This is a genomic window from Kitasatospora sp. NPDC054939 (assembly GCF_053610105.1).
The window spans coordinates 16,653-43,600 of record NZ_JBSGXP010000063.1 but is presented as its reverse complement, the minus strand read 5'-3'; the positions used below and the strand labels follow the sequence as shown (position 1 = coordinate 43,600).

Annotated in this window: 28 protein-coding genes; 17 read left to right on the top strand and 11 right to left on the bottom strand. The window is 72.5% G+C overall.

The window, feature by feature from the left end; genetic code table 11:
* Positions 1 to 51: 51 nt before the first annotated feature.
* The 3 genes from ACWGB8_RS19635 to ACWGB8_RS19625 all read right to left on the bottom strand — a co-directional run bounded on the left by ACWGB8_RS19635 (position 52) and on the right by ACWGB8_RS19625 (position 2,759).
* Positions 52 to 267 carry an acyl-CoA carboxylase epsilon subunit gene (locus ACWGB8_RS19635; protein ID WP_452214781.1) on the bottom strand — a complete coding sequence of 72 codons (216 nt, stop codon included), beginning with the start codon at positions 265 to 267 and terminating at the stop codon, positions 52 to 54.
* A gap of 57 nt (positions 268 to 324) precedes the next feature.
* The gene (locus tag ACWGB8_RS19630) at positions 325 to 1,926 is read right to left on the bottom strand and encodes an acyl-CoA carboxylase subunit beta (RefSeq protein WP_452214780.1); all 1,602 of its coding nucleotides are present in this window, start codon (positions 1,924 to 1,926) and stop codon (positions 325 to 327) included.
* Positions 1,927 to 2,366: 440 nt separating this feature from the next.
* Entirely contained in the window at positions 2,367 to 2,759 is a 393-nt protein-coding gene (locus ACWGB8_RS19625; protein WP_452214779.1) for a PLDc N-terminal domain-containing protein, read from the bottom strand.
* A gap of 100 nt (positions 2,760 to 2,859) precedes the next feature.
* On the opposite strand from ACWGB8_RS19625, the gene ACWGB8_RS19620 reads away from it, so the two are divergent.
* Together ACWGB8_RS19620 and mqnP are read left to right on the top strand one after the other, a co-directional pair.
* Positions 2,860 to 4,311 (top strand): menaquinone biosynthesis decarboxylase, encoded by a 1,452-nt coding sequence (locus ACWGB8_RS19620; RefSeq protein WP_452214778.1) that lies wholly within the window; start codon positions 2,860 to 2,862, stop codon positions 4,309 to 4,311.
* Entirely contained in the window at positions 4,308 to 5,213 is a 906-nt protein-coding gene (gene mqnP / locus ACWGB8_RS19615; protein WP_452214777.1) for a menaquinone biosynthesis prenyltransferase MqnP, read from the top strand. Before ACWGB8_RS19620 ends, mqnP begins: the two co-directional genes overlap by 4 nt.
* A gap of 81 nt (positions 5,214 to 5,294) precedes the next feature.
* On the opposite strand, the gene ACWGB8_RS19610 is transcribed toward mqnP, so the two are convergent.
* Positions 5,295 to 5,960 (bottom strand): DUF998 domain-containing protein, encoded by a 666-nt coding sequence (locus ACWGB8_RS19610; protein ID WP_452214776.1) that lies wholly within the window; start codon positions 5,958 to 5,960, stop codon positions 5,295 to 5,297.
* 314 nt (positions 5,961 to 6,274) lie between these two features.
* Here ACWGB8_RS19610 and ACWGB8_RS19605 point away from each other — a divergent pair, with 314 nt between their 5' ends.
* The 6 genes from ACWGB8_RS19605 to ACWGB8_RS19580 all read left to right on the top strand — a co-directional run bounded on the left by ACWGB8_RS19605 (position 6,275) and on the right by ACWGB8_RS19580 (position 9,876).
* Entirely contained in the window at positions 6,275 to 6,565 is a 291-nt protein-coding gene (locus ACWGB8_RS19605) for a hypothetical protein (RefSeq protein WP_452214775.1), read from the top strand.
* Positions 6,562 to 6,954 (top strand): hypothetical protein, encoded by a 393-nt coding sequence (locus tag ACWGB8_RS19600; RefSeq protein ID WP_452214774.1) that lies wholly within the window; start codon positions 6,562 to 6,564, stop codon positions 6,952 to 6,954. Before ACWGB8_RS19605 ends, ACWGB8_RS19600 begins: the two co-directional genes overlap by 4 nt.
* 146 nt (positions 6,955 to 7,100) lie before the next feature.
* Positions 7,101 to 7,934 (top strand): helix-turn-helix domain-containing protein, encoded by an 834-nt coding sequence (locus ACWGB8_RS19595; protein WP_452214773.1) that lies wholly within the window; start codon positions 7,101 to 7,103, stop codon positions 7,932 to 7,934.
* Positions 7,921 to 8,118, top strand: a complete 198-nt coding sequence (locus ACWGB8_RS19590; protein WP_452214772.1) for a DUF397 domain-containing protein — start codon at positions 7,921 to 7,923, stop codon at positions 8,116 to 8,118. The genes ACWGB8_RS19595 and ACWGB8_RS19590 overlap by 14 nt, the downstream gene beginning before the upstream one ends.
* 71 nt (positions 8,119 to 8,189) lie before the next feature.
* Positions 8,190 to 8,780 (top strand): hypothetical protein, encoded by a 591-nt coding sequence (locus ACWGB8_RS19585; RefSeq protein ID WP_452214771.1) that lies wholly within the window; start codon positions 8,190 to 8,192, stop codon positions 8,778 to 8,780.
* Between the two features lie 160 nt (positions 8,781 to 8,940).
* Positions 8,941 to 9,876, top strand: a complete 936-nt coding sequence (locus ACWGB8_RS19580) for a hypothetical protein (protein WP_452214770.1) — start codon at positions 8,941 to 8,943, stop codon at positions 9,874 to 9,876.
* A 152-nt stretch (positions 9,877 to 10,028) separates the two neighbouring features.
* On the opposite strand, the gene ACWGB8_RS19575 is transcribed toward ACWGB8_RS19580, so the two are convergent.
* Positions 10,029 to 10,679: a hypothetical protein gene (locus tag ACWGB8_RS19575; RefSeq protein WP_452214769.1), complete on the bottom strand. Its 651-nt coding sequence runs from the start codon at positions 10,677 to 10,679 to the stop codon at positions 10,029 to 10,031.
* Positions 10,680 to 10,730: 51 nt separating this feature from the next.
* Here ACWGB8_RS19575 and ACWGB8_RS19570 point away from each other — a divergent pair, with 51 nt between their 5' ends.
* The gene (locus ACWGB8_RS19570; protein WP_452214768.1) at positions 10,731 to 11,099 is read left to right on the top strand and encodes a VOC family protein; all 369 of its coding nucleotides are present in this window, start codon (positions 10,731 to 10,733) and stop codon (positions 11,097 to 11,099) included.
* Positions 11,100 to 11,196: 97 nt separating this feature from the next.
* Positions 11,197 to 11,619: a hypothetical protein gene (locus ACWGB8_RS19565; protein ID WP_452214767.1), complete on the top strand. Its 423-nt coding sequence runs from the start codon at positions 11,197 to 11,199 to the stop codon at positions 11,617 to 11,619.
* A 17-nt stretch (positions 11,620 to 11,636) separates the two neighbouring features.
* On the opposite strand, the gene ACWGB8_RS19560 is transcribed toward ACWGB8_RS19565, so the two are convergent.
* The 5 genes from ACWGB8_RS19560 to ACWGB8_RS19540 all read right to left on the bottom strand — a co-directional run bounded on the left by ACWGB8_RS19560 (position 11,637) and on the right by ACWGB8_RS19540 (position 17,164).
* The gene (locus ACWGB8_RS19560) at positions 11,637 to 12,401 is read right to left on the bottom strand and encodes a helix-turn-helix domain-containing protein (protein ID WP_452214766.1); all 765 of its coding nucleotides are present in this window, start codon (positions 12,399 to 12,401) and stop codon (positions 11,637 to 11,639) included.
* Positions 12,402 to 12,454: 53 nt separating this feature from the next.
* A complete protein-coding gene (locus ACWGB8_RS19555) occupies positions 12,455 to 12,985 on the bottom strand; it encodes a GNAT family N-acetyltransferase (RefSeq protein ID WP_452214765.1) in 531 nt (176 codons plus the stop codon).
* A gap of 159 nt (positions 12,986 to 13,144) precedes the next feature.
* On the bottom strand, positions 13,145 to 15,304 hold the full coding sequence (locus tag ACWGB8_RS19550; protein ID WP_452214764.1) for a hypothetical protein: 2,160 nt from the start codon (positions 15,302 to 15,304) through the stop codon (positions 13,145 to 13,147).
* A 253-nt stretch (positions 15,305 to 15,557) separates the two neighbouring features.
* Positions 15,558 to 16,268, bottom strand: a complete 711-nt coding sequence (locus ACWGB8_RS19545) for an MOSC domain-containing protein (RefSeq protein WP_452214763.1) — start codon at positions 16,266 to 16,268, stop codon at positions 15,558 to 15,560.
* A 149-nt stretch (positions 16,269 to 16,417) separates the two neighbouring features.
* Positions 16,418 to 17,164, bottom strand: a complete 747-nt coding sequence (locus ACWGB8_RS19540) for a cyclase family protein (protein ID WP_452214762.1) — start codon at positions 17,162 to 17,164, stop codon at positions 16,418 to 16,420.
* Positions 17,165 to 17,329: 165 nt separating this feature from the next.
* Here ACWGB8_RS19540 and ACWGB8_RS19535 point away from each other — a divergent pair, with 165 nt between their 5' ends.
* The 6 genes from ACWGB8_RS19535 to ACWGB8_RS19510 all read left to right on the top strand — a co-directional run bounded on the left by ACWGB8_RS19535 (position 17,330) and on the right by ACWGB8_RS19510 (position 23,180).
* Positions 17,330 to 18,016: a UbiX family flavin prenyltransferase gene (locus ACWGB8_RS19535; protein WP_452214761.1), complete on the top strand. Its 687-nt coding sequence runs from the start codon at positions 17,330 to 17,332 to the stop codon at positions 18,014 to 18,016.
* 119 nt (positions 18,017 to 18,135) lie between these two features.
* Positions 18,136 to 18,597, top strand: coding sequence for an Lrp/AsnC family transcriptional regulator (locus ACWGB8_RS19530; RefSeq protein ID WP_452214760.1), 462 nt, complete (start codon positions 18,136 to 18,138; stop codon positions 18,595 to 18,597).
* Between the two features lie 5 nt (positions 18,598 to 18,602).
* Positions 18,603 to 19,565, top strand: a complete 963-nt coding sequence (locus ACWGB8_RS19525) for a threonine ammonia-lyase (protein WP_452214759.1) — start codon at positions 18,603 to 18,605, stop codon at positions 19,563 to 19,565.
* Positions 19,566 to 19,617: 52 nt separating this feature from the next.
* Entirely contained in the window at positions 19,618 to 20,781 is a 1,164-nt protein-coding gene (gene mqnE, locus ACWGB8_RS19520; RefSeq protein ID WP_452214758.1) for an aminofutalosine synthase MqnE, read from the top strand.
* A gap of 115 nt (positions 20,782 to 20,896) precedes the next feature.
* The gene (locus tag ACWGB8_RS19515; protein ID WP_452214757.1) at positions 20,897 to 22,114 is read left to right on the top strand and encodes a L,D-transpeptidase family protein; all 1,218 of its coding nucleotides are present in this window, start codon (positions 20,897 to 20,899) and stop codon (positions 22,112 to 22,114) included.
* Positions 22,115 to 22,235: 121 nt separating this feature from the next.
* Positions 22,236 to 23,180, top strand: a complete 945-nt coding sequence (locus ACWGB8_RS19510) for a beta-ketoacyl-ACP synthase III (protein ID WP_452214756.1) — start codon at positions 22,236 to 22,238, stop codon at positions 23,178 to 23,180.
* Between the two features lie 274 nt (positions 23,181 to 23,454).
* Here the strand turns inward: ACWGB8_RS19510 and ACWGB8_RS19505 are convergent, their stop codons facing one another.
* Positions 23,455 to 24,102 carry a TetR family transcriptional regulator gene (locus tag ACWGB8_RS19505; RefSeq protein WP_452214755.1) on the bottom strand — a complete coding sequence of 216 codons (648 nt, stop codon included), beginning with the start codon at positions 24,100 to 24,102 and terminating at the stop codon, positions 23,455 to 23,457.
* Positions 24,103 to 24,528: 426 nt separating this feature from the next.
* On the opposite strand from ACWGB8_RS19505, the gene ACWGB8_RS19500 reads away from it, so the two are divergent.
* On the top strand, positions 24,529 to 26,937 hold the full coding sequence (locus ACWGB8_RS19500) for an outer membrane protein assembly factor BamB family protein (RefSeq protein ID WP_452214754.1): 2,409 nt from the start codon (positions 24,529 to 24,531) through the stop codon (positions 26,935 to 26,937).
* The last annotated feature ends 11 nt before the right edge of the window (positions 26,938 to 26,948 follow it).

Genomic DNA, 26,948 nt, shown 5'->3' with positions numbered 1-26,948 from the left:
CGGCCGGCCACCCCGGGGGTGGCCGGCCGTACGCCGGGTGGCGCGCGCCGGTCAGGCGGCCTGCTGCCAGCTGAACGGGGAGAAGTACGCCGGACGGCGCTCCAGACGCTGCCAGTTGGCGATCGGCTCGATCGGGGCGGCTGCGGCGGCGGCCAGCTGGGCGGCGGCGGCGCGGGCCGCCAGGACGGCGGTCAGGGCGGCGAGTTCCTCGTCGCTCAGCGAGCCGCGGACGATGCGGACGAGCGGTTGGTGCGCGGAGTCGGTCATGGCCTTCGGTTTCTCCCCCGGTGTCGTATGCGGTGAGCGTGCGGCTGGACTGCGGTGCTACATCGGCGGGTTGCCGTGCTTGCGGCTGGGCAGGTCGGCGTGCTTGGTGCGCAGCATCGCGAGCGCGGAGGCCAGCACCTGCCGGGTCTCGGCCGGGTCGATGACGTCGTCCACGAGACCGCGCTCGGCCGCGTAGTACGGGTGCATCAGCTCGGTCTTGTACTCCTTGATCTTCTGGGCCCGCATGGCGTCGGGGTCCTCGGCGCCGTTGATGTCGCGGCGGAAGATCACGTTGGCGGCGCCCTCGGCGCCCATGACGGCGATCTCGTTGGTCGGCCAGGCGTACGAGAGGTCGGCGCCGATGGAGCGGGAGTCCATCACGATGTACGCGCCGCCGTACGCCTTGCGCAGGATCAGCTGGATGCGCGGCACGGTGGCGTTGCAGTACGCGTACAGCAGCTTGGCGCCGTGCCGGATGATGCCGTCGTGCTCCTGGTCGACGCCGGGCAGGAAGCCGGGCACGTCGAGCATGGTGACCAGCGGGATGTTGAAGGCGTCGCACATCTGGACGAAGCGCGCGGCCTTCTCGCTGGCGTTGATGTCGAGGACGCCGGCCAGCGACTGCGGCTGGTTGGCGATGATGCCGGTGACGTGGCCGTCGATCCGGGCGAGCACGCAGAGCACGTTGGTGGCCCAGCGCTCGTGGACCTCGAGGTACTCGCCGTGGTCGACGATCTCCTCGATCACCTTGCGCATGTCGTACGGGCGGTTGCCGTCGGCGGGCACCAGGTCGAGCAGCTCGTCGTTGCGGCGCTCGACCGGGTCGTCGCTGACGACGGACGGCGGCATCTCGCGGTTGTTCTGCGGCAGCAGCGAGAGGAGGTAGCGGACCTCCTCGATGCAGGACTGCTCGTCGTCGTAGGCGAAGTGGGCCACGCCGGAGACGCCGGAGTGGACGTCGGCGCCGCCGAGCCCGTTCTGGGTGATCTTCTCGCCGGTGACGGCCTGCACGACGTCCGGGCCGGTGATGAACATCTGCGAGGTCTCGCGGACCATGAAGATGAAGTCGGTGAGCGCGGGCGAGTACGCGGCGCCGCCGGCGCACGGGCCGAGCATCACGGAGATCTGCGGGATGACGCCGGAGGCCCGGGTGTTGCGCTGGAAGATGCCGCCGTAGCCGGCCAGGGCGGTGACGCCCTCCTGGATGCGGGCGCCGGCGCCGTCGTTGAGGGAGACCAGCGGGGCACCGGCCGCGATGGCCATGTCCATGATCTTGTGGATCTTCTGCGCGTGGGCCTCGCCGAGCGCGCCGCCGAAGATCCGGAAGTCGTGCGCGTAGGTGAAGACCGTCCGGCCGTGCACGGTGCCCCAGCCGACGATGACGCCGTCGGTGTGCGGCTTCTTGGCCTCCAGGCCGAAGCCGGTGGCGCGGTGCCGGCGCAGCGGCTCGACCTCGTGGAAGGAGCCCTCGTCGAGCAGCAGCTCGATGCGCTCGCGGGCGGTCAGCTTGCCCTTGGCGTGCTGGGCCTCGGTGGCCTTCTCGCTCGGTCCGCGGCGGACCTGCTCGCGGAGCTCGTGGAGCTCGGCGACCCGCCCGCGGGCGTCGGCCGGGATCTCGGGGATCTGGTCGCCGACCGGCGCCTCATGCACAACCGTCATCTCGAACCACTCCAAGGGTGAGGGAACTGTCCGACAGCCAACGTCTGGTGCTCTGCCCCCGGCTGCGAATCACTTCTTCACTTATGACTGTACGAGGGGCTGCCTGCTGGATTCGGCGTCGATTCCGTACAAGGTCGGGTTCGTTTACCTGTGAGGGCTGCACAGAATCCGCCCCTCGCCGCCCTGTGCGGACGGTTGCTGTTCGAATACTCAGTGCGACCGATCAGATGGTTGTCCTATTCCTGAAGGCGTTGGAAATGTGCAGGTCAGAGGTGGTTCACCGGAGGCTACCCGGCGGCCCCGGAGTCCGGCTCGGGTCCGACTTGAGCCGACCGTGACCGCGCCGATGCAGACCGGAGAGCGCCCGGTTCTCGTAGGGAAGCACCAAAAATGGCGCAGCCCACCTGGATGGTTCCAGGTGGGCTGTCCGGGGGAGGGGGTCAGCTCTTGCGGCCGTCTTCCGGCTCGTCCCCGCCCCGCAGCTCCTCCTCGCGGCGGCGCAGATCCGCCTCCCACTGCTTGAGCATCTCCTCGTGCTGCTTGTCGTCCTTCTTCAACGACGCCAGGAACTCCGGGTCGTCGTCCGGCGCCAGCGGGCGGCCCTGCGGGCGCCCGTACCCCGGCGCGCCGCCCTCGCCGGCCGGACGGACGGCGCCCCGCTGCTTGCCCGCCGCCAGCCAGGCGATCGAGCCGACCAGCGGGAACAGCAGCACGATGATCACCCAGACCACCTTGGGCAGGTGCTTCACCTCGTCCTCGGGGGTGGTCAGGCAGTCGATGAACGCCCACACCCACAGGGCGAGCGGGAGCACGACGGTCAGAATCCTCAGCACGGCAGCGATCTCCCCCGGGCGGCGGCGGGTTTCTGGGCGAAGGTGGTTTCACAGGGCCCCTTGACCGGGCCAGGCTATCGGGTGCCGGATACTGACAGGCATGGCATACGACGATCTCCGCTCGTTCCTGCGGGCACTCGACCGTGAAGGCGACCTCAAGCGCATCAAGGCGGAGGTGGACCCCCACCTGGAGATCGGCGAGATCGTCGACCGGGTGCAGAAGGCCAAGGGCCCGGCCCTGCTCTTCGAGAACGTCAAGGGCTCGGACATGCCGCTGGCGATGAACGTCTTCGGCACCGAGCGCCGGCTCGCCAAGGCCCTGGGCCTGAAGGGCCCCGAGGAGATCTCCGACAAGATCTCCGGCCTGCTGCGGCCGGAACTGCCGCACGGCTTCACCGGCTTCCGGGACGCCTTCGGCAAGCTCGCCTCGATGGCGCACGTGCCGCCGAAGCAGGTCAAGGACGCGCCCGTGCACGAGGTCGTGCTCACCGGCGACGACGTCGACCTGGACCGGCTGCCCGCCCTCTTCACCTGGCCGCAGGACGGCGGTGCGTTCTTCAACCTGGGCCTGACCCACACGAAGGACCCCGACACCGGCATCCGCAACCTCGGCCTGTACCGCCTCCAGCGGCACGACAAGCGGACCATCGGCATGCACTGGCAGATCCACAAGGACAGCCGCAACCACTACGCGGTCGCCGCCAAGCGCGGCGAGCGGCTGCCCGTCGCGATCGCCTTCGGCTGCCCGCCCGCCGTCACCTACGCCGCCACCGCCCCGCTGCCGGGCGACATCGACGAGTACCTCTTCGCCGGGTTCGTCGCCGGCGAGCGGGTGCGCATGGTCGACTGCAAGACCGTCCCGCTGCAGGTGCCGGCCGACGCCGAGGTCGTCCTGGAGGGCTGGCTGGAGCCCGGCGAGATGCTGCCGGAGGGCCCGTTCGGCGACCACACCGGCTTCTACACCCCGCAGGAGCCGTTCCCGGCCCTGACGATCGACTGCGTGACAATGCGCCGCCGCCCGATCCTGCAGTCCATCGTGGTCGGCCGCCCGCCGACGGAGGACGGCCCGCTCGGCAAGTTCACCGAGCGCTTCTTCCTGCCGCTGCTGAAGATCATCATCCCGGACATCGTCGACTACGACCTGCCCGAGGCCGGCGGCTTCCACAACTGCGTGATCGTCTCGATCGACAAGAAGTACCCCAAGCACGCCCAGAAGACGATGCACGCCATCTGGGGCGCCCACATGATGTCGCTGACCAAGCTGATCATCGTGGTCGACGCCGACTGCGACGTGCACGACTACCAGGAAGTCGCCTGGCGGGCCTTCGGCAACGTCGACTACAGCCGGGACCTCACCGTCGTCGAAGGCCCCGTCGACCACCTCGACCACGCCTCCTACCAGCAGTTCTGGGGCGGCAAGGCCGGAATCGACGCCACCCGCAAGCTCCCCGAGGAGGGCTACACCCGCGACGGCGGCTGGCCCGAGATGGTCGAGTCCGACCCGGCCACCGCCGCCCTGGTCGACAGCCGCTGGAAGGAGTACGGGCTGTGAGCACCGCGGCAGCCCTCCCCGAGGTACCCCCGGGGAAGGTCAAGTCCTTCCTGAAGCTGGTGATGATCGAGCACTCGGTCTTCGCCCTGCCCTTCGCCTACATCGCCGCCCTCACCGCGATGTTCCTCGCCGACGAGCGGGTGCACTGGGGCGAACTGTTCCTCGTCACCGTCTGCATGGTCGGCCTGCGGACCTTCGCGATGGCCGCCAACCGGATCATCGACCGCGAGCTCGACGCCCGGAACCCGCGCACCGCCGGCCGCGAACTGGTCACCGGCGCCGTCTCCCTGAAGACCGCGTACACCGGCTCCGCCGTCGCCCTCGTCGTCTTCGTCGGCGCGGCGGCCCTGCTCAACCCGCTCTGCCTGGCCCTCGCCCCCGTCGCCGTCGTCCCGATGGTCGTCTACCCCTACGGCAAGCGGTTCACCGACTTCCCGCAGGCGATCCTCGGCCTCGCCCAGGCCATGGGCCCGATCGGCGCCTGGCTCGCCGTCACCGGCACCTGGTCCTGGGACGCGGTCGTGCTCGGCCTCGCCGTCGGCATCTGGATCGGCGGCTTCGACCTCATCTACGCCTGCCAGGACGCCGAGTCCGACCGGGCCGAGGGAGTGCGCTCGGTGCCGGCCCGCTTCGGCATCCCCGCCGCCGTGTGGGGCGCCCGCGGCTGCCACGTCCTCACCACGCTGCTGCTCGGCTGGTACGCCGTCCGCACCGGGGCCGGGCCCGCCTTCTGGGTCGGGCTCGCGGTCGTCGCCGGGGCCTTCCTGTACGAGCACAGCATCGTGAAGCCGCACGACCTGTCCCGGCTCAACCGGGCGTTCTTCTCCACCAACGGGTTCGTCGGCATCTCGCTGTTCTGCTTCGCGCTGCTGGACCTGCTGCTGCGGGGGCTCGGCGTCTGACCGCCCCCACGCGCGCCGTTGCGAACCTTCCGACCCCGTCGGGCCCTCCGGTCCGGCGGGGTCGGGCGTTTCCCTGCCCGCTCAGGAGGAGAGCCGGGACGTAACCGCGCTGATCGCGGCCAGGCCGAGCCCCGCGCCCAGGGTGAACGCCAGCACCGTCGCCGACGACCCGGCGAACCCGGCCAGCACCGCCACCGGCAGCACCCGGCAGGCCACCGCCCAGCCGCGTCGGCGGGAGGCGGCGAAGTGCCGGGCCAGCACCAGGAACAGCGCGCACAGCGCCAGGTAGCCGACCGTCCCGGCGGCCATGTGGACGGCGCCGTGCGCACTCATCGTCCCCGCCGCCCCCTCCGGCGTCCCGGCCGGGAAGCCCGCCCCCGCATCGGCCGCGAACACCCCGCTCACCAGGAACGACACCCCGAACAGCGCGAGCAGCCGGGGCGCCCACGTCCCGCCTGGCCCACCCGCGAGAGCACGGCGCACGCCGACCGCCCCCGCGATCAGCAGACCCCCGGTGAGCAGGAACGACGCCTGCTGGATCCAGCCGAGGTCGCCCTGGCTCAGCTGGCTCAGCGCGTTCCGGGAGAAGTCGAACCCCTCCCGGGTCAGCCCCTGGGCAACGCCGACGGTCAGGAACAGCGGCCCGGCCAGACCACCCGCGGCCAGCAGCGTCCGGGTGGCCTGCCGGGACGGGGTGACGGCGGTGGTGGTGGAGGCGGTCACGGTGGTGGTGGCGGTGTGGGTCATGTCGGCTTCCCTCGCTCTGCGCTGCGGTGTCGTGAAGAGGACCGGACCGGGGAGGAGGACTCATCGGCGAGTGGATGTGTCCTGCGTCACAGGGAGTGCGACTGTCTCGTCTCAGCAGAACGCCGGGGCAGCCGGGCGCCCGGTCGCCGCTTTTCACCAGCACCGGGATGGCGCCTCCGTTGCCGCGGCGGGGGAACCGGCGGCAGGGTGCCCCGCGGCGTTGCGATGGCGACGCGCCGGCTGCCGAGCAGCGGCATTTCCGCAGGCAACCCGATCAGTACACCACTGGTGTACCAGCGGTGTACGATCGTGGTATGGCTGATGCGACGATCAAGGTTTCCTCTGATACGCGTGACCGCCTGGCCGCTCTTGCGGCGTCCCGCGGCACCACGATCGGCGCCCAGGTGGCCCTGCTGGTGGAGGCGCAGCCCACCGCGGAGCAGATCGCGGAGCGCGTGGCCGAGGGCCGCCGGCTGCTGCGGGAGCACTTCGGGATGACGCTCGCCGACACCGAGCTGGACGAGGGCCCCGACCTCCTGCAGCGGGTCTACGACATCGCCGCGGCGGATGCGCGCGCCAAGGTTGCCCCGAGGCGCAGCGCGTGATCGTTCTGGATTCCAGCGCCCTGTCCGCGCTGGCCGCAGGCCACCAGCGCCTGCACCGGATCGTGGACTCCGCCCTGCACAGTACGTTCCGGCATCTGTTGGTGCCGGTGCTGTGCCTGGTGGAGGCCGAGATCAAGGACGAGGGGACGGCGCACGCGGTCCTGGCGCTGCCCTCTGTGGAGTTCGAGCCGCTGGACGCGAGTACCGCCGTGGTGGTGGCGACGATGGTCCGTGACGGCTACGGGGGCCAGGGTCTGGCGCACGCGATCACCGCGAGTCTGCCCACCCCGGTGCGCCCGCAGCAGCACCTGATCCTGACGGCCCGGCCGGATCTGTATCCGCCCGGGATCGTCGCCGTCAGCATCGACGACCCGCGTCTGGAGCCGTAGGTTCCGCCGCTGGTCGACGAGCGAATGTGTCCTGCGCCATGGTGAGTGCGACTGTCGGACTATTACCGTTTGTGCCCCGAGCGTCGCGCTCAGTGGCTACTGTCGGGTCCCTGGAGCGGGTCTCGCCGAAGGGACAGTGGGCACACATGGCCAAGGAGATCGACTCGTCGTTCGCGCCCCGCGTCTTCTGGGGCACCGAGATCAAGCGCCTCCGCGAGGAAGCCGGACTCACCCAGGAAGCACTGGGCAAGCTGGTCTTCTGCTCGGGCGCCTACATCGGGCAGTTGGAGGTGGCCATCCGCAACCCGCAGGAGGACATGTCCAAGCGCCTGGACGAAGTGCTCAAGACAGGAGGGCACTTCATGCGGGTGTACGAGATGGTGATGCGCTCCTCGCGGTACGCGGACTACTTCGTGAACGTGGTTGGACTGCAGTCGATTGCGCTGACGATCAGCGAGTTCTCCCCGCTTCTCGTGCCCGGCCTGGTGCAGACGCCGGACTATGCGCGTGCGTTGTTCGAGTCTGCTCAGCCGCTTCGGAGCGTGGCCGAGAACGAGGACTTGGTCGCCGCGCGATTGGCGCGCGCTGAGTTGCTCGACAGGGCAAGTGCGCCCATGTATTGGGTGGTTCTGGACGAGGCGGTGCTTCGCAGGCCGGTCGGCGGACCGAAGGTGATGGCCGGGCAGTTGAGCCACCTTGCGCAGCTGATTCGCAACCGCAAGGCGCTCATTCAGGTCGTCCCGTATTCTGCCGGCGCTCATGCACTGATGGTGGGCTCGCTTTGCATGATGACCTTCGAGGACGCGCCTCCGACGGCCTATGACGAGGGTCTGTACTCGGGCACCTTGGTTGATGATCCGGCGCTGGTCGACCGATGCGCCCTGTCCTACGATCTGGTCAGGGCTGCCGCGTTGTCGCCGGAGGCGTCCCTGTCCCTGATCGAATCGGCGGCGGAGGACTACGGGAATGCACCGGACTGAGCAATGGCGTAAGAGCAGTTTCAGTAGTGGCAACGAGAGCAACAACTGCATTGAGGTGGACGACGCGAACCCGGGTGTCGTGCGTGACTCCAAGGATCCGCAGGGGCCGCGTCTGAGCTTCGAGCCTTCCGCTTGGCAGGCGTTCGTGGCCGCTGCCGGCCGGGGTGAATTCGGCGCCATCTGAAGCGAGTTCGTTGCCCAGTTGGGGCGGCATCGGGACAGACAGGTGTCAGCCCCCGCTCCTACCGTGGGTGGATGGCAGCTGACAGTGGGGGTACTACGCGGCGGTTCGGTCTGCTGTACGTCGCGCTGAATGTGGTGGCGGCCGGGCTCTGGGTGCTGGCGCACTTCGGGTCGGAGGTCCTGGCGGGCGCCGGGTTGTGGGGCGAGCGCGGCATGCTGAAGGTGACGTCGTGCGTGGACCGCACGTACACCACCGACCGCGGTGGCAGCGGGTCGACGCATCACTGCTTCGGCACCTTCACGCCCGACGGGGGCGGCAAGGAGGTCACGGGTGTCGAGGTGCGGGGCGGGTCCGGCGATACGTACCTGAAGTCGCCCTCGTGCAAGGGCCTCAGCAAGCCGTGGTGGTGCGGAGGCGAGAACTCGGACACGGTCAGGGCCCGGTACGTCCACGGCGACGCCTGGATCTGGGGCGGGGGCGTGGTGCTCCCGACCGGGGTCGCGCTGATGGGCGTCGCCGCGGTCGGTGCGGGCCTGCTGATCGCCTCCCGCACTCTCAAGGAGCCGCGGCCGGGCTGGCTGGCCATCGTCCCGAAGGTGCTCTGGGGGCTCGTGGTGTTCGGCTTCCTGCTGACCATGCTGGCCATGGTGATGGAGAGCTAGCCGTCGGGCGGCGGGTTGACGTGGCGTTATAGCACGGTCCGCACACGGGCTACCGCGCTGCGTGATGACTGTGCTACGTTCCGTTAAGAGCAAGCGCAAAGGAAGACCCCGGCGGTGTTAGCGCACCCCGGGGTCTGGCATCAGGAGCGATCAACTCCCCATGCAGATTCATCGTAGCGCGCACGAGCGCGCCTTCACCGTTCTTCCGAACGGCCTGTTGCAGAACCGCGGTCTCAGCTACACGGCGCGCGGACTGCTCGCCGACCTCCTCTCCCGCCCCGACGGCTGGCGCGAGGACGGGCGGCAGATGGCGGACAGCAGTCCGCAGGGGCGTGCGGCGATCCGACGGGCCATCAAGGAGCTCACCCAGGAGGGGCACTACCGCGTCGTCGTCGTCCGGCTGCCCGACGGCACCCTGCGTTCCGAGGTGCACGTCTACGACGTGCCGTGGGGCGGCCGTGGCGGCTGGGGTGCGGTACCGGGTGTCGAGCCCCCGGAAGCCGGTGGAGGGAGCGCCGGGCCGCGTGTCGCCCCTGAAGTAAAGGACCGGGAGAAAGAACCCACCCTCCCCGCCGACCCGTCCGACCTGCCGGACCGGCCGGAACTCCCCGACCTGCCGGAACCCCCAGACCCGCCCGACGAGGGCCTGCGCGGCGCGGTCGCCGCGCTGTACCGGGCGATCCGCCCGGAGCCCCGGTTGCGGATCGGCGAGGCCGAGGCCGCGGCGCTCGCCCCGCTGGTCGCCCGGTGGCTGGAGCGCGGTGCCACCGGGGACGATCTCGCCCGGGCCCTGCTGCCGGGGCTGCCGGACTTTGTGCGCTCCCCGGCCTCCCTCCTGCGCAGCAGGCTGGAACGCAAGCTCCCGCCGCTCAAGGCGCCTCCGGTGGCCGAACCGGCCCGGCCGCGTCCGGTGCTCCTCGAATGCCCCGAGTGCCGCGACCCGGTGCCCCGTCCCGGCCTCTGCCGCCCCTGCGCCGGTGTCGCCGCCAGACCCGCCCCTGCGGTCGGCGGCGGTGCCCCCTTCGCCGCCGCGGGCGCCGCCCGGGCCCGCGCAGCCCTCCTCGGCCTGGGCCGCGCTCCGGCACCGGCGTTCTGATGCGGCGGATCGGGGCGGAGGACGAGGACGCCTGGCTGAACCGGCTGGCGGACGAGGCGGAGGGCTTCGAGGGGTGGGTGACGCTCGACGGGATGGCGGCGATGCTGTGCGACCGGACCGGACCTGGAAGACCGGATCGGCCCGGGCCGGGTTCAGGCCTGCGGGAGGCTGGGGGCGTCGGGGTGGTAGTGGCGCTGGCGCTGGACGGTTGCGGTGGCGAAGTCGCCGGTGCCGTTGAGGACCTCGCCGGTGCCGAGGCGGATGCCGTGGGCGCGGCCGAAGCCCTTGAGGACGGCGCCGCGGTGGTCCGGGTCGGGGTGGGTGTGCGGTCGGCCCGCGGCCAGGTCGACGGCCCTGGCGGAGACCGGGCCGTCGACCTGGCTGCCGGCGCCGAGCCGACCGGGGCCGATCACCTCGGCGCCGCCGGAGATCCGTACCCCGTCGCCGATCGCGATCGCCGTCCCGTCGCCGGCCGCCGTGATCCGGGCCCCGCCGTCGCCGATCTCGGCGTCCCGGCCGATGCTGACGGCCGCGCCGCCGGTGGCGCGGATCCGGGCGCCGCCGTACAGCGTGGTGCCGGGGCCGATGCTGCACAGGCTGTCGCCGTCGCACTCGACGACAGCGCCGGGGCGGAGCGTGACGCCGGGGTGCAGCTCGGCCCGCCGGGAGACGAGCACCGAGAACGGGTCGAGCACGGCGGTGCCCGTGTCGGCGAGGTCCAGCAGTTCGGTGGGCGTGAGCAGTCCGCGTTCGCGGCGCAGCCGGTCGAGGCGCTCCCAGGGCGATGCGGTTCCGTTGATCATTGACCCATCGTCGACACCGGCGGCAGCCGGTGTCCAACCGAAGGAGTGCCCGTGATCGGCAGACTGCAGTGCATCGTCCTCGACTGCCCCGACCCGTCCGTGCTGGCCCGCTTCTACGCCGGGCTGCTCGGCGGCGAGGTGGACCGTCCCGACCCGCGCTGGTCGCTGGACGCGCACTGGTCGACCCTGCACACCGACTCCGGCGAGGTGGTCTGCTTCCAGCGCGTGGAGGACTTCCGTCCGCCGCAGTGGCCGGACCCGGGCCACCCGCAGCAGCTCCACCTCGACGTGGACGTGGACGACCTCGACGAGGCCGAGCGGCAGGTGCTGGCCCTGGGGGCAGCGAAGCTCGGCGACGCCGGTTCGTGGCGGATCTACGCGGACCCGGTCGGGCACCCGTTCTGCCTGATCGGCGAGTGACGGCCCCAACCGCTCATTCCCTGCGGGGAATTGTTGCGCGCCGCGGCGGTCGGCAGGCTCTACCGGGACAGGGACGCACCGACCGGAGGAGCCCGACATGATCACCGACATCGACCCCCGTGCACTGGCCGACCGCTACGCGGCGCTGTGGAACGAGCCGGACGCGGGGGTCCGCCGCAAGGCGATCGAGGCGCTGTGGGCGGAGGACGGCGTCCACCTGCTCCAGCCGCCGGAAGACATCCGGGAGCGGGCGGCCGGCCTCGGCTTCGACCGGTCCGTGCTGGAGGCCCGCGGGTACGCGGCGCTGGAGGTGCGGGTGGCGCGCGCGTACGAGGAGTTCGTGGCCCCGGGGGAGTACGTCTTCCGGGCGGTGGGCGAGGCGGTGCTGCTGCGGGACGTGCTGGCGTTCGGCTGGGAGATGGCCCGGACCGCCGACGGTGAGGTGGTCGGCGGCGGTCGGGAGTTCGTCGTCCTCGACGGCGACGGCCGGATCCGGGCGGACTACCAGTTCCCGGCCTGACCGGGGTCGGCCGCGGCTCAGTCCGCCGCGTCGCTGTACGCCTCATCGCCGTACGCGCGGAGGGCCGCGGCCGTCGCCTCGTCCACCGGGAGGAAGGCCTCCAGCTTCAGTTCGGCGAGCGTGACGTCGACCGCGGTGGCGAAGGTGGTGATCGTCGTCATCAGGTGCAACTCCCCGCGGGAGGTGCGCAGTCGCAGCGGGACGGCGAAGCCCAGGTGGTCGGCGGACGGTTCCGGCGGCTGCGGGACGTACGAGGCGAGTTCGTCCCGCAGCTCGGGGAGGTGGCCGAGCCGCTCCACGATGTGCCGGGCCCACTCGGCGAGGTTGCCGATGCGCGGGGCGAGGCCGTCGGGGTGCAGGGCCAGCCGGTAGGCGTTGGCACCGGGGCCGACCAGCTCCGCCGCCGCGCCCTCGGTGAGCAGGCCGAGGGCCGCATTGGCGGCGATGATGGTGCCGTACCGGTCCACCACCAGGGCCGGGTACGGGAGATGGCCGTGCAGGATGCGGTCGAGTGCGGTCCGCACGGGTTCGAGGGCCGGGTCGTCGAGGTCGCTCTCGGGGTACGCGGGGGCGTAACCGGCCGACAGCAGCAGCTGGTTGCGCTCCCGCAGCGGCAGTTCCAGCGATTCGGCGAGCCGGACGACCATGCTGCGGCCGGGAGCCGAGCGGCCCGACTCGATGAAGCTCAGGTGGCGCTGGGTGGTGCCGGCCCGCAGGGCGAGGTCCAGCTGGCTGAGGCGGCGGTGGGTGCGGCGTTCGCGGAGGGCGCTGGGAAAGTCCACGCCCCCTGTTCTAGCCGGGCCGTGGGGGCGGCGGCCACCTCAGGGGGGACCCGTCAGGTGCGGCGCTCCTGCCATTCCTCGACGAGCAGGCCGAGCACCACCTCGTCCACGAAGCTGCCGCAGACCCAGGCGTTGCGGCGGAGCACGCCCTCGCGGGTGAAGCCGGCGGCCTCGGCGGCGGCGAGCATCGGGTGGTTGTCGGCGAGCGTCTCCAGGCCGAGCCGGTGCAGCCCGCGCACCTCGAAGCCGTAGCGGCAGAGCGCGGTGACCACCTCGACGGCCAGGCCCCGGCCGCGGAAGGCGGGGAGCAGGGCGAGGCCGAGGTGGGCGCTGCGGTTGTGGGGGTCGATGCCCCACAGCAGGGCCTCGCCGGCCAGCTCGCCGGTGGCGCGGTCGAGCACGGAGAAGAAGGCGGCGTCCGCGGCGTCGGTGTCCGCGTACGGGGAGCGCGCGACCGGCAGGGGCTGCCAGGGGCGGGTGTCGGCCCGGGAGCGGGTGGCGACGTCCTCGTACAGCCCGGCGTGCAGGATCGGGACGTCGTCCTCGTGGCGGGCGCGCAGGGTGACCCTCTCGGTGTGCAACATGTGACGTTTTATAGGCGATGTCGGCGCCGCTCTCAACGGATTTACCCCTGCGCCGCGGTGCGTTCGGCGCCGGCCGGGCTGGAACGCGCCGGACCCCGGCTCCGGCGCGGGGCGCCGGGACCGGGGTCCGGGTGGAGGGGTGTGCGGGAGGCCTGCGGATCAGACGGTGCCGCGGCGCCGGCGGCGGGCGGTGAACAGCGCGCCGATACCGGCCAGGAGCAGCGCGGCGGCGCCCATCGCGGTCTTCTCCATGCCGTCGGAGCCGGTGCTGGCGAGCGAGCCGTTGGCCGCGGTGGCGGTGGCGGTGGCGGTGGTGCCGGTGCCCGTGGAAGCGGTGGTGCCGGTGGTGCCGGAGCCCGTGGTGGTGGTGAGGCCGGCCTGCACCACGCCGCCGGGGGTGCCGATGGCCTTGCCGACGACCTTGATCGGGGTGCCGGGCGGGTACTGGCCGGTGCCGGCGCCGTTCGGGCCGGCGTTGATCACCACGCCGGCGGCGACGTAGGTCTCGCCGAGCACGGCGTCGGCCGGGAAGGAGAGCCGCAGGCGCTTGGTGACGGTGCTGGTCGGGGCGACGTCCGCGTCCACGCCGTTGACGTGGAAGTTCAGCGGGACGGTCGCGTCGCCGGTGGGCACGGCGCGCACCTGCTCCCAGCTGCCGTCGGCCTTGCGGATCTCCAGGCGGGCCTTCGGGTTGGCGGCCCCGAGGAGGGCGGTGACGTTGCTGTAGGCGGAGGGGCTGTTGTTGGTGACGGCGTAGTCGAACTCGACCGGGGCGCCGCCCGCAACCACCTCGGCGGGCAGCCCCTGGACGGCGAGGCCCAGCCGCATGACCTCGATGTCCTTGCTGGCCCCGAAGAGGATGCCGTCCTTGGCGGTGCTGATGTCGGAGAGGAGGTGGAGCGGCTCGTTGACGTGGGTTGCGCCGCTGTCGCCGTTGTGGGCGGTGCCCATCGGGAGGCCGAGGCGCAGCTTGACGGTCCGGCTGCCCCCGGCCGGGACGGCCAGGCCCTCGATGTGGCCGACGAAGTGGGGGCGCTCCTCGAAGTCGTAGGGGGCCAGCCGGACGTCCTTCCAGGCGCCGTCGGCGTCCTGGTACTGCAGGACGGTGGAGTCGCCCTTGGCCGCGCCCGGGTAGGTGGTGATCACCCGGAGGTCGAACTTCACCTCGGTGGCGCCCGGGTTGGTGATGGTCTCGGTGAACTCCACCGGTCCGCCCGCGAACCCGACGGCGGACGGTGCGTTGATCGCCAGCTGCGGACCGGCGGCGTCGACGACCTCGATCGGCCGGCCCTGGCGGCCCGCGAGGGTGCCTCGGCCGTCCGGGGACTCGTTGATCTTCGCGTACGAGTTGAGGTAGGTGGTGCCGCGGGTGGCGTCCTCGGCGAAGGTCAGGCGCAGGCGGGTGCGGACCGTGGTGGACGGCGCGATGGACGCGTCGACCGCGCCGATGTTGTAGCGGACCAGGACGTTCGGCTGGCTGATGGTGGACGGGACGGCGACCCAGGTGCCGTCGGCCTTCCGCATCTCCAGGCTGGTCTTCAGGTCGGCGTAGAGGATGCTGGTGACGTTGCTGTAGGCGGAGGGGCTGTCGTTGCCGACGACGAGGTCGAACTCCGCCGGCTGCCCGGCGGCCGCCTGGGCGGGCAGGTCCTCCAGCTCGACGCTCAGCGACCGGACCTTGATGTCCTTGGTGTCCTCGGCGTGGACGGTGGTCTCCGCCGCGTCGACGAGGGCCGAGTGCAGCTTGAGCGGCTGGTTGAAGCCCATCACGTCGTTCTGGCCGTTGTGCGGGGTGCCCATCGGGACGCCGATGCGGAACTGGAAGGTCTTGGTGGCGCCGGCCGGGACGGTCAGGCCGGTGGCCTTGCCGCGGAGGTTGTAGGTGTTGCTGTCCTGCGAGAACGTCAGCGGGACGGGCTTCCAGGTGCCGTCGGCGTCCTTGACGTCGATGGCGAAGGCGGAGTTCTGCCGGGCGTGCACGTTGCTGGCGTTCAGCTTGAGGGTGTACGACGCCTCGGCGTCGCCCGGGTTGGTGACGGTCTCGGTGAACTCCACCGGTCCGCCCGCGAAGCCGACCACGGCCGGGGTCTTCACCGTGAGGGACGGCTTGCCGCTCTTCGCGGCGGCCGCAGCGGTGGGCTCGGCGGAGGCGGAGGCGGCCGAGGTGGTCGGCGCGGCCGTGGCGGTGGCCACGGCGGCCGGGGCGTCCGCGGCGAAGGCCGGGGCGGAGACCAGCACCGAACCGGTGGCGAGGACGACGCCGAGGGTGGCGGCGGTGAGCAGGGCGGAGCGGGAACGACGGGTGCGCGCAGCGGACATGGAAAATACCCCCCGGGGTGTTTTCGGCGACGGAAGGATGCCGTCGCCGGGTACGGATGCGATGGTCGGACCAGTGGTCGGGGTGCCTCCCCCGGCGCCCTCGACGGTCCGGTTCGGCGGGCTTCCCCGCCGCTCACTTACACAGACGCCTGGGGCGCCTGGGGGTTGCAGGTGAGTTTCAAAGAATTTTCGAGAATCTTTGAAACGGCTCTGACCTGCGCTTTTGTGGCCCAACCCGGGGCGGGTGGGCAACTCAGCCCAACGTCAGCTCGTCCCCGACGGTCAGCCGGCCCGGTGCGGAGACCTCGGCCAGGGCGTCCAGGAAGCCGTCGTGCGCGTGGACCACGGCCTTGAGGATCTCGGGGGCGTGCGGCAGGCCGGGCTGCGGGGCGGTGGTCATCGCACAGCGCTCGCTGGCCCGGCGGAAGGCGAGCCGGATGCCCGAGGGGCTGTGCCCCTCGCGGCCGAACCAGCCGTCCTCGGTGAACGGCGGGGTGCCCGGCGGGGTGCGCAGCAGGACGTTGGGCCGGAAGCGGCGGACGTCGACGACGGCGGACGGTGCGGCCTCGCGCACCCAGTCCAGGGTGGCGGTGGTGAGGACGCTCACCGGCAACTGGTCGAAGTGCGAGACGGCGTCCTCGCGGGCCAGTTCGACGTCGGGGCGCTGGAGGTAGGCGCGCAGGAAGGCGGTCGGGTCGGCGACGGCGCGGCCGAGCGGGTCGAACAGTTCGGGGCCGTCGAGCCGTCGGCCGAGGCGGGAGGAGAGGCGGAGCAGGCCGTCCATCCGGCGGAAGCGCCGGGTGTTCTTGCCGGAGCCGAGCTTGCCGGCGCTGTCGCGGACGGCGTAGAGGCGGTCGCCGGCGAGGCCGCGGACCTCCACCTCGACGGAGTCGAGCTGCTCGCCGCCGGTGGACTTCACGGGGTAGCGCCAGAGCTGCTCGATCACTCCGATGATCTCTGCCATGGCCGGAAAGCGTAGCGGCGCGCTCTTGAGTTGGTCTAGACCAAGGCGGGGCTGCCCGAAGGACCTCCACCGGATTGCCCCGCCGCTCTCACCGCCCTGCCTCCGGGAGCCCGTTCAGCCCCACCGGCCCCTGCCTCGGCGCTCGCCGCTCAGCCGAGCCGCGCGACCGCCCGGACGGGCGCGCCGTCGGCGGCGACCAGCCGCAGCGGGAACAGCGACACCTCCACCGGCAGGCCCGCCTCCTGGGCGGCCAGCAGCGGGCGCAGGTCGGTCAGGTTCTCCGCGATCACCCCGCCCTCGGGGGCGCCGAGCAGCACCCGGTGCGCGGCCAGGCCGGGCTCCTCGGCGCCGGCGTGCGGATCGTGCTCGTCGGTGAGGTCGGCCAGCAGGGCGGCCACGGCGGGATCGCCCGGCCCGGGATCGGGCGTGGGGTCGACGCTCAGCGCGTCCACCCCGACCGTCCGCACCCCGGCGGCGACGATCGCCTCGGCGGCCTCCGGGGTGAGGCTGGGGTGGGCGAGGTAGGCGTCCGTGCCCCAGTGCCGGGTCCAGCCGGTGGCGATCAGCAGGACGGTGCCGGGGCCCGCCAGCTCCAGGGCGGGGGCCAGCTGGGCGGCGGTGATCCCGGCGCGCGGCTCCAGCCCGCGCAGGTCGGCGACCACGGCCGGGCCGGTGAAGCGCTCCAGCGGCAGCCCGTCCAGGGTCGGCCAGGTGACGTCCACGTGGTACGGCGCGTCGACGTGCGTCCCGGACTGCGAGCCGAGGTGCAGGGCGAGCACGTTCACCCCGGCGGAGGCCGTGGTCAGCGCGGGCTCCAGCACCACCGCGGGATCACCGGGGTAGACCGGCATCGCGGTGGTCACCGGATGCGTGAGATCGACGAGGGTCGCAGCCATGCGCCCATCCTCGCAGCCGCCGACCCCCGACGGGCCCGGGTCACGGGGTCCGGGTCACGGGGTCCGGGTCCGGGCCGGGCCGCGGGTCCGGGCCACGGGGTCGGCCCGGTACGGCCGGGGCGGTGTGCGGCGGGGCGGCCCGGTGCGGGCGTATAGAAAGGTGCCATGGGAACAGCAGCGCAGCAGCCGGTACGTCAGCCGTGGGTCGTCGGGGTGTCCGGGGCGTCCGGGACGCCGTACGCGGCCTCGGTGATCCGGGGGCTGCTGGCCGCCGGGGAGGCGGTGGACCTGGTGGTGAGCCGGGCGGCCCGGCTGACCATCCTGGACGAGACCGGGATCTCCTTCCGGGACGCGCACTGGCGCGCGGACCTCGCGCAGTGGCTGGGCTCCGACGTCGGCCTGGACGACGTCCGCTACTGGCCCGCGGGGGACTTCGCCGCGGGCCCGTCCAGCGGCTCGTACCCGGCGAAGGGAATGCTGGTGGTGCCGGCCACCACCGGCGCGGTCGCCGGGATCGCCCTCGGCCTCAGCAAGGACCTGCTGCAGCGGGTGGCGAGCGTCACCCTCAAGGAGCGGCGCCCGCTGGTGGTGTGCGTGCGTGAGACGCCACTCAACGGGGTGACGTTGAAGCACTTGGTGGAACTCGACGCGCAGGGCGCGGTCGTCCTCCCCGCCTCGCCCGGTTTCTACGCCGGCGGCTCCACCGTGCGCGAGCTGGTGGACTTCGTGGCCGGGCGGGTGCTGGACGCGGTCGGCGTACCGCACCGGCTGTACCTGCGCTGGGAGGGCGAGCTGGGTGCGGCGGCCCGTCAGGTGCCCGGCGGCGCAGCGGCGTCGGGCGAGGGTGCGTGAGGAGGCCCGGCGCGGGAGAGTATGTTCTCTGCGATATCCGGGTTGGTCTGCGCACGGCGCCTTTGAATCCGGATAATGATCTGTGGGTCTGGTGAGGTTCGGAAGGACGCGGACGGTATATGGACACGGTGGACAGACAGCTCATCCAGGCACTCCGGGAGAACGGCCGCGCGTCCTACGCCGAGCTGGGCCGACTGGTCGGACTGTCCGGCCCGAGCGTGACGGACCGGATCAACCGGCTGGAGCAGGCCGGGGTCATCACCGGCTACCGCGCGACGGTCAACCCGGCCTCGCTCGGCTTCGGCGTCACGGCGCTGATCGGCCTGCAGCTGACCGACGCGGCCGACCACGAGGACGTCGCGTTCCGGCTGAAGGACCTCGGCGAGGTCGAGGACTGCTGGTTCATCGCCGGTGACGACTCGTACATGCTGAAGGTCCGGGTCTCCGACGTGGAGGGCCTGGAGTCGGTGGTGAAGCGGATCTCCGGGACGAAGGGCGTGGCCCGCACCCGCACGACGGTCGTACTGTCGACCAAGTGGGAGAGCCGGGTCAGCGACCTCCCCCTGGCCGAAGGAGAGTAACGGCGATGGCACTGGTCGGACTGGAGGAGCTGCGCGCCGCCCGGCAGCGGATCGCGGGCGTGGCCGTACGGACCCCGCTCGTCCCCGCCCCCTGGGCGGCCGACGGAGAGCGCCGGCTCTGGCTGAAGCCGGAGAACCTCCAGCCGACCGGGGCCTTCAAGACCCGCGGCGCCTACAACCGGCTGGCGGCGCTCACCGAGGCCGAGCGGGCCCGCGGGGTGGTCGCCCAGTCGAGCGGCAACCACGCCCAGGCGGTCGCCTACGCGGCCAAGCTGCTCGGCATCAAGGCCGTCATCGTGATGCCGGACACCTCGCCGGCTGTCAAGGTCGAGAACACCCGGGCGTTCGACGCCGAGGTGCTGCTGGTCGGCCCGCACGAGCGGGACACCGTGCCGGGCGAGCTGGCCGAGAAGCACGGCTACGTCTGGGTGCCGCCGTACGACGACCCGTTCATCATCGCGGGCCAGGGCACGGTCGGCCTGGAGATCGCCGAGGACGCCCCGGCCGAGCTGGACACCGTCCTGGTGCCGGTCAGCGGCGGCGGGCTGATCTCCGGGACGGCGGCGGCGCTCAAGCTCACCCGCCCCGGGGTCCGGGTGGTCGGCGTCGAGCCCGAGCTCGCCGCGGACGCGCAGGCCAGCCTGCGGGCCGGGAAGCGGCTCGCCTGGCCGGTCGAGGACACCTACCGCACCCTCGCGGACGGGCTGCGCACCCCCTCGGTCGGGGTGCTGCCCTTCGAGCACCTCACCGCCTACGTGGACGACATCGTCACCGTCACCGAGGACGAGATCCGCGCCACCGTCGCGCTGCTGGCCCGCCGGGGCCGGATCGTGGCGGAGCCCTCCGGGGCGGTCGCCCCGGCCGCGTACTTCCACCGCGCGCAGGAGGTCGGCGGCTCCTGCACGGCAGCCGTGGTCAGCGGCGGCAACATCGAACCGGCACTGCTCGCAGAGCTGCTGTCGGCATAGGCGTAGTCTCGGATCCGGCATTGATTCGAAGTCGGAGGAGGCGGGGCACCGCATGGACGCAGGGCTCAAGCGCGAGCTGGAGGCGAAGGTCTACGCGGGTGAGCGGCTGACCCGGGAGGACGGGATCGCGCTCTACGCGAGCGACGACCTGGCCTGGCTGGGCGGTCTCGCCCACCACGTGCGGACGCAGAAGAACGGCGACGTCGTCCACTTCAACGTCAACCGCCACCTCAACATGACCAACGTCTGCAGCGCCTCCTGCTCGTACTGCTCGTTCCAGCGCAAGCCGGGCGAGAAGGACGCGTACACCATGCGCATCGAGGAGGCCGTGCGGCTGGCCAAGGCGATGGAGGTCGACTCCCTCACCGAGCTGCACATCGTGAACGGCCTGCACCCCACCCTGCCGTGGCGCTACTACCCGCGCTCGCTGCGGGAGCTGAAGGCGGCCCTGCCGAACGTCTCGCTGAAGGCCTTCACCGCCACCGAGATCCACTGGTTCGAGCGGATCAGCGGCCTGCCGGCCGACGAGATCCTCGACGAGCTGATCGACGCCGGCCTGGAGTCGCTGACCGGCGGCGGCGCGGAGATCTTCGACTGGGAGGTCCGCCAGCACATCGTCGACCACGACACCCACTGGGAGGACTGGTCGCGCATTCACCGCCTGGCGCACAGCAAGGGCCTCAAGACGCCCTCCACGATGCTCTACGGCCACATCGAGGAGCCCCGCCACCGGGTCGACCACGTGCTGCGGCTGCGCGAGCTGCAGGACGAGACCGGCGGCTTCCAGGTCTTCATCCCGCTGCGCTACCAGCACGACTTCCACGACTCCAAGGACGGCGTCGTGCGCAACAAGCTGATGGCCCGCACCGAGATGGCCACCGGCGCCGAGGCACTGAAGACCTTCGCGGTCTCCCGGCTGCTCTTCGACAACGTGCCGCACGTCAAGGTCTTCTGGGTGATGCACGGCGTCACCACCGCCCAGCTGGCGCTCAGCCACGGCGCCGACGACATGGACGGCTCGGTGGTCGAGTACAAGATCACCCACGACGCGGACAACTTCGGCACCCCGAACAAGCTCGGCCGCGACGACCTGCTCGGCCTGATCCGCGACGCCGGGTTCCGCCCGGTGGAGCGCAACACCCGCTACGAGGTCATCCGCGAGTACGACGGACCGGACCAGACGCGCCGCGAGACCCCGCAGGCCATGCGCCTCTGACCAGGACTCCGACCGCCCCCCGCCCCGCCCGCCGGGTGCGGGGGGCGTTTCTTCACCGGGCCCGCACAAGGTTCCGTATTTCCCAAGGCGCCCGCTCTTTGGCAGGATCGGCCGCATGTCCGGTACCCATGGCGCCAGCGCGTACCCCTCGTACGATCCGATGTACGAGCCGATGCCCGAGGGCGGCGGGCCGGTGCACGAGGCCCCCTGCGGCTCGGTGTACGACACCGGGTACGGCGCCGGGTACGACGCGCAGCAGGCCCCGTACGACCTCCACGAGCAGTCGGTGTACCCGGACCGGCAGCCCTTCGGCGTGCCGCAGCAGGCCGGGTACCAGGACCGCGGCGACTGGGCCCAGGAGGGCTGGGACGCCTACGACGACCCCTTCGGTGCGCACCGGCCGGAGCCGGACCCGGTGGTCCTCGCGGCCTCCGCCGAGGCCGCCGCGGCCGTCCCCCTGGAGGGCCGGGCCCGCGGCCACCGCCGCAAGCCCAAGAAGAAGCGCCACGGCAAGGCCGTCACCGCCGGCACCGCGCTGCTGCTCGCCGCCACCGCCGGCTGGTACGCCGTCGGCCAGGACGGCGACCGCGCGGGCGTCACCACCGCCGACGGCCCCGGCCCGGACCCGGTCGCCGCCCCGGACGCGCAGCCGAGCGCCCCCGCCGCCGCCCCGCAGGCCGCCGCCGACGTGCACACCGAGGCCCCCCGGGCCGACCGCGGCGAGGCCCGGGCGGACGGCTCGGTGCCCTCGATACCGGGCGTCGGCCCGGCCTTCCTCGCGAAGATACCCGCCGACACCACCCAGGTGGTGCTCGCCTCCGGCCAGGAGAAGAACGCCAACCGGTCCACCGTCACCCTGTGGACCCGCACCCCCGAGGGCCGCTGGACGGCCGGCGAGAGCTGGCAGGGCCACAACGCCTACCGGGGCTGGACCACCGACCACAACGAGGGCGACCTGCGCAGCCCCATCGGTGTGTTCTCGCTCACCGACGCCGGCGGCCGCAAGGCCGACCCCGGCAGCAAGCTCCCGTACGACAAGGACCCGCTGTTCGTCGTCTCCGGGACGGGCTTCGCCGGCGAGCCGCTGGCCGGCTCCTTCGACTACGTCGTGGCGATCAACTACAACCGGGTGGCGGGCAACTCCCCGCTCGACGCGCGCCGGCCCAACGGCTCGCGCAAGGGCGGCGGCATCTGGCTCCACGTCGACCACGGCGGCCCCACCCACGGCTGCATCTCGGTGCCCGAGGCGAACATGGCCGAGCTGATCCGGCTGCTCGACCCGGCCGCCAAACCGGTCATCGTGATGGGCGACGCCACCTCGCTCGCAGCCTGATCACCAGCCGAACCATCCCGGCGGCGCAAGGGGTGTTGTTCGCCCCCTACAGCATCCAGGGGTGGATCCTGTCAGCGCTCCCACCCGCCGGACCAGCGGGTAACCGGGTTGAGTGGGCAGTATGAGCGGTTCTCGCATTGTGGCACTCGGCCACTACCAGCCCCCCAAGGTCCTCACCAACGACGATCTGGCGACGCTGGTGGACACCAGCGACGAGTGGATCCGCAGCCGGGTGGGAATCCGGGCCAGGCACATCGCCGAGGGTGAGACCCTCGTCGACCTGGCTGCCGAGGCTGCCCAGAAGGCCCTCGCCAACAGCGGGCGGTCGGCGGCCGACGTCGACCTCGTAGTGGTCGCCACATGCACCGGCGTCGAGCGCAGCCCGCACACCGCCGCGGCCGTCGCCGCCCGGCTCGGCGTGCCCTCGCCCGCCGCGTACGACATCAACACCGTCTGCTCGGGCTTCTCCTACGCGCTGGCGACCGCCGACCACGCGATCCGGGCCGGTGCGGCGCGGCTCGCCCTGGTCATCGGCGCCGAGCGGATGTCGGACACCCTCGACTGGACCGACCGGTCCACCTGCGTGATCTTCGGCGACGGCGCCGGCGCCGCGGTGGTCGAGGCCCAGGCGGAGGGCGAGGAGCCGGGCATCGGCCCGGTGGTCTGGGGCACCGAGCCCGAGAAGTCCGACGCCGTGGTGATCCGCGGCTGGGACCCGGTGATCAGCCAGCAGGGCCAGTCGGTGTTCCGCTGGGCCACGACGCAGATCGCCCCGCTGGCCCGCCGCACCTGCGAGCAGGCCGGGATCGACCCCTCCGAGCTCAAGGGCTTCGTGCCGCACCAGGCCAACCTGCGGATCATCGACGCCATCGCCGCCAAGCTGGGCGCCCCGGACGCGGTGGTCGCCCGCGACGTGGTCGAGTCCGGCAACACCTCGGCCGCGTCCATCCCGCTGGCCTTCTCCAAGCTGGTCGAGCGCGGCGAGCTGCACTCCGGCGACCCGGTGCTGCTCTTCGGCTTCGGCGGCGGCCTGGCGTACGCCGGACAGGTCGTGCGCTGCCCCTAGGGGAACAGCCGAACGCTGCGAGGGCCCGTGGAGGGCCGTGGAGGGCCGCTGAGGAGCCCGGAGGCCGGGGAAGGGCCTCCGGTGCCGTCCGGACGGCCCCGGAAGCGCACATGCCGGTGGGCGGGACACCCGGGAAGGGTGCCCGCCCACCGGCATGTCTGGCGCGCGGCGCGGTACGTCGGCGGACCTCCCCCGAGGACACGGCCGCCGTCCGTCGTCCCCGGACAGGAGGCCGGGGCTGCGCGCGGAGCGGATGGGGTGGAGTAGGGACGGTCTACCGGGGCGGCTTCTTGCCGGTGACACCCAGGTACACCAGGGGAGCGAGGTTGGGCTTGAGGTCCTTGACCTTGACGCCCCAGGAGGTGAAGGCCTTCTGGTGCTCGGCCGCCGAGGCGAGCAGCGAGACCAGCGACCCGGCGACGGCCGCGGCGTCGAGCGTCTTGTCGGCCTGGCCCTTCGCCTGGAGTTCCTTGATGGACTCCGCGAGCGGCTTGGCGACCGCGTTGAGGACGGTCATGCGGATCTTGAAGAACCGCTTGTCGCCCTCGGCTGCACCGAGCGTGACCACTCGCAGAATGGCATCGTTCTTGCGCCAGAAGGCAAGGAATCCGTCGACCAGTTCTTCCGAAGTGGCCGGTCCGGACTTCCCTGCCCAGGATTTGCCGGACACCAGCTCTTTGAGGGTGTCGGCGTCCTTGGCCATTTCCTCGGCGATTTCGAGGACGGCGCCCTCGACATCCGGGAAGTACTGGTAGAAGGTCGCGGGGGAGGTACCCGCCATACGGGCGACGTCGATGACCTTGACGTCCCGATAGGGCGACGTGCTGAGCATCTCGCGGAGGCAGTCGAGCAGCTTCTGCCGCGTCTCCTGTCCGCGTCGCCCGGCGACGCGACCGTCGACGGTGCGAACTTGTCCTGTCATGCCGTCAGCTTACCGCGGCACGATCTTGGCGCGATTCGGTGATGCGACTATTACTCCGCCCGGGGGTTGGTATAGGGGCCGGATCCAGTTCGGACGGATATTCACCGGACTCCGTTGTTGCCCCCCCGTGTGCTTTTGACCCCACAGCGTGACGGCGAGTCCGCTGAGGGTTGATGGCGTGACGGAGCGTGACGATCCGGTGGGGGTTCCGGGGCGGGCCGTGGAGGGGTTCCGGGGGTGTCGTGCGCAAGCCGACGGCGGAGCTGACGTCAGAATCCGGCCGTTCGCGTCGCACTGATCGGACGCCGGGCGCCCCGGCGCTCCCGCGCGCCGGGGCGGGGGAGGTTGGAGATGGGCCCGGCGGCATTGGACAATCGCTGGGGCGCACCCCGTCGCGGGTGCGGAAGACGGGGAGGTGGCAGCGGAGTGGACCAGCTGACGGCGCACGATCCGAGGCGGATCGGGCCCTTCGAGGTGCTGGGGCGGCTCGGCGCGGGTGGGATGGGGCTGGTCTACCTGGCGCGGTCCGCGTCCGGTCGGCGAGTGGCCATCAAGACCGTCCGGGGGGAGCTGGCCGAGGACGAGCTGTTCCGGGTCCGCTTCGCCCGGGAGATCGCCGCGGCCAAGACGGTCGGCGGCTTCTACACCGCCGCGGTGGTGGACGCCGACGCGGACGCCCGGGTGCCGTGGCTCGCCACCGCGTACGTCCCGGCGCCCTCCCTGGAGGACCTGGTCGCCGAGTGCGGGCCGCTGCCGGTGGGCGCGGTGCGCTGGCTGGTGGCCGGCATCGCCGAGGCACTGCAGTCCATCCACGCCGCCGGGCTGGTCCACCGCGACCTCAAGCCCTCCAACGTGCTGGTGGTCGAGGACGGCCCGCGGGTGATCGACTTCGGCATCGCCGCCGGAGTCTCCAGCACCCGCCTCACCATGACCAACGTCGCCGTCGGCACCCCGGCGTACATGTCGCCCGAGCAGGCCCGCGACAGCCGCGGCGTCACCGGCGCCAGCGACGTCTTCTCGCTCGGCTCGCTGCTGGTCTTCTGCGCCACCGGCCATCCGCCCTACCGGGGCGCCAACCCGGTCGAGACGGTGTTCCAGCTGCTGCGCGACCAGCCGGACCTCTCCGGACTGCCCGCCGAGCTGGCCGACCTGGTCCGGGCCTGCATGCGGCCCGCACCCGAGCACCGGCCCACCCCGGCGCAGATCCAGACCGAACTCGCCCCGCACCTGTTCTCCCGGGACGACGCCTCCGGCGAGGCCGGCGACTGGCTGCCGGCCAACGCGCTGGAGCTGATCGAGCGCAAGCGCGGACGCCGGCCCAGCCCGCCGCCCGTGGCGCCGCAGCCCGCGCCGCAGGCCCCCGCCGACGCCGCGCCGGTGCGCCCGCCCGCGCCGCAGCCCGCCCACCAGCAGGGCCGCCCGCACGCGGCGCCCCCGCTGCCGCCGCAGCGCCCCGGCCCGGCCGACCCGCGCACCCAGCACCCCGGCGGCCACCCGCTGCCGAACACCGGGCCGGTGCACGCCGCACCGCGGCCGCCCGGGCCGGACACCGAGGCCGCCACCGAGAAGATCTCCGCCCGCGGCCACCGCGCCCCGGTCGCCGGGGCGGGCGCCGCCGAGGTGCGGCTGGCCGGCGCCACCGTGGGGATAGGGCCGGGGCCGCGCGCCGAACAGGCCGCGCCCGGTGCCGCGCCCGCCGAGACCGACTGGGTCCGCCGCTCCACGCCGCCGCCGGTGCAGGTGCCGCGCTGGCGGCCGTGGCGGTTCCGGATGTCCAACGACGTCTGGGGCACCCCGGTGGTCGCCGACGGCACGCTGTTCGTCTCCAGCTTCGAGGTGCACGCCCTCGACATCGGCTCCGGCCAGCGGCGCTACAAGACCCGGGACGTCGCCTGGGCGCTCGCCGTCGACTCCGGCCGGGTGCACGCCGCCGACGGCCCGCACCTCTACACCGTCGACGTCGCCGACGGCACCGAGCGCTGGCGCCACTCGCTGGACGGCTGGGTCTACTCGCTGGACGCCGCCGACGGCGTGCTCTGCTGCGGGATCCGCGGCGGCGGCATGCAGCTGCGCTCCGCCGCGAACGGCGCCGAGCTGTGGCGCGCCGACGACGCCCAGCAGGACTACGAGAACCCGCAGTCGGGCCCGGCCCTGGTGGCCGGCTCCGCCTACTACTCCGGCGGCGGGCGGCTGCGCTGCGTCGACCCGCGCGGCGGCGGCCTGCGCTGGTCCGTCCAGGTCGGCGAGGAGGTGCCCGCCCGGCCCGCCGAGCGCGGCGGCGTGCTCTACGTGACCGCCGGCACCCGGGTGTACGCGCTGGACGCGGCCACCGGCGCCGAGCGCTGGCGCTTCGACTCGCCGGTGGTGCTGTTCACCCCGCCCGCGCTGGACGGCGGCGCGGTCTACGTCGCCGACTACCTCGGCACCGTCTACGCCCTGGACGCGGCCACCGGCCGGGACCGCTGGCGCGCCGTCACCGGCACCCGGCAGGGCGCCGAGCCGGTCGTCGTCGCGGACGGCATGGTGCTGGTCGGCAGCGGTGACGTGCTGTACGCCTTCGAGGCGGGCACCGGCCGGGAGCGCTGGCGCTACACGGCCCGCGGCGAGATCGTCGGCTCGCCCGCGGTCGCGGACGGCCTGGTCCACCTCGGCAGCCGGGACCACTCGCTGCACACGCTCGACCTGGCCACCGGTCAGCTGCGCTGGGAGCTCGGCACCAAGGGCGAGCTCACCGGCTCCCCGGTGGCGGTCGGCGGGCGGGTCTTCGTCGGCAGCAAGGACCGCTGCGTCTACGCCCTGGACGCCTTCTACGGCACGGCGGTGCCGGCCCAGTGATGCGCTGAGCG

Coding starts and splice junctions, on each gene's coding strand:
- ACWGB8_RS19635 (WP_452214781.1), bottom strand. CDS start 267: ATGACCGACTCCGCGCACCAACCGCTCGTCCGCATCGTCCGCGGCTCG.
- ACWGB8_RS19630 (WP_452214780.1), bottom strand. CDS start 1,926: ATGACGGTTGTGCATGAGGCGCCGGTCGGCGACCAGATCCCCGAGATC.
- ACWGB8_RS19620 (WP_452214778.1), top strand. CDS start 2,860: ATGGCATACGACGATCTCCGCTCGTTCCTGCGGGCACTCGACCGTGAA.
- ACWGB8_RS19610 (WP_452214776.1), bottom strand. CDS start 5,960: ATGACCCACACCGCCACCACCACCGTGACCGCCTCCACCACCACCGCC.
- ACWGB8_RS19605 (WP_452214775.1), top strand. CDS start 6,275: ATGGCTGATGCGACGATCAAGGTTTCCTCTGATACGCGTGACCGCCTG.
- ACWGB8_RS19595 (WP_452214773.1), top strand. CDS start 7,101: ATGGCCAAGGAGATCGACTCGTCGTTCGCGCCCCGCGTCTTCTGGGGC.
- ACWGB8_RS19590 (WP_452214772.1), top strand. CDS start 7,921: ATGCACCGGACTGAGCAATGGCGTAAGAGCAGTTTCAGTAGTGGCAAC.
- ACWGB8_RS19585 (WP_452214771.1), top strand. CDS start 8,190: ATGGCAGCTGACAGTGGGGGTACTACGCGGCGGTTCGGTCTGCTGTAC.
- ACWGB8_RS19580 (WP_452214770.1), top strand. CDS start 8,941: ATGCAGATTCATCGTAGCGCGCACGAGCGCGCCTTCACCGTTCTTCCG.
- ACWGB8_RS19575 (WP_452214769.1), bottom strand. CDS start 10,679: ATGATCAACGGAACCGCATCGCCCTGGGAGCGCCTCGACCGGCTGCGC.
- ACWGB8_RS19565 (WP_452214767.1), top strand. CDS start 11,197: ATGATCACCGACATCGACCCCCGTGCACTGGCCGACCGCTACGCGGCG.
- ACWGB8_RS19555 (WP_452214765.1), bottom strand. CDS start 12,985: ATGTTGCACACCGAGAGGGTCACCCTGCGCGCCCGCCACGAGGACGAC.
- ACWGB8_RS19550 (WP_452214764.1), bottom strand. CDS start 15,304: ATGTCCGCTGCGCGCACCCGTCGTTCCCGCTCCGCCCTGCTCACCGCC.
- ACWGB8_RS19545 (WP_452214763.1), bottom strand. CDS start 16,268: ATGGCAGAGATCATCGGAGTGATCGAGCAGCTCTGGCGCTACCCCGTG.
- ACWGB8_RS19540 (WP_452214762.1), bottom strand. CDS start 17,164: ATGGCTGCGACCCTCGTCGATCTCACGCATCCGGTGACCACCGCGATG.
- ACWGB8_RS19535 (WP_452214761.1), top strand. CDS start 17,330: ATGGGAACAGCAGCGCAGCAGCCGGTACGTCAGCCGTGGGTCGTCGGG.
- ACWGB8_RS19530 (WP_452214760.1), top strand. CDS start 18,136: ATGGACACGGTGGACAGACAGCTCATCCAGGCACTCCGGGAGAACGGC.
- ACWGB8_RS19525 (WP_452214759.1), top strand. CDS start 18,603: ATGGCACTGGTCGGACTGGAGGAGCTGCGCGCCGCCCGGCAGCGGATC.
- mqnE (WP_452214758.1), top strand. CDS start 19,618: ATGGACGCAGGGCTCAAGCGCGAGCTGGAGGCGAAGGTCTACGCGGGT.
- ACWGB8_RS19515 (WP_452214757.1), top strand. CDS start 20,897: ATGTCCGGTACCCATGGCGCCAGCGCGTACCCCTCGTACGATCCGATG.
- ACWGB8_RS19510 (WP_452214756.1), top strand. CDS start 22,236: ATGAGCGGTTCTCGCATTGTGGCACTCGGCCACTACCAGCCCCCCAAG.
- ACWGB8_RS19505 (WP_452214755.1), bottom strand. CDS start 24,102: ATGACAGGACAAGTTCGCACCGTCGACGGTCGCGTCGCCGGGCGACGC.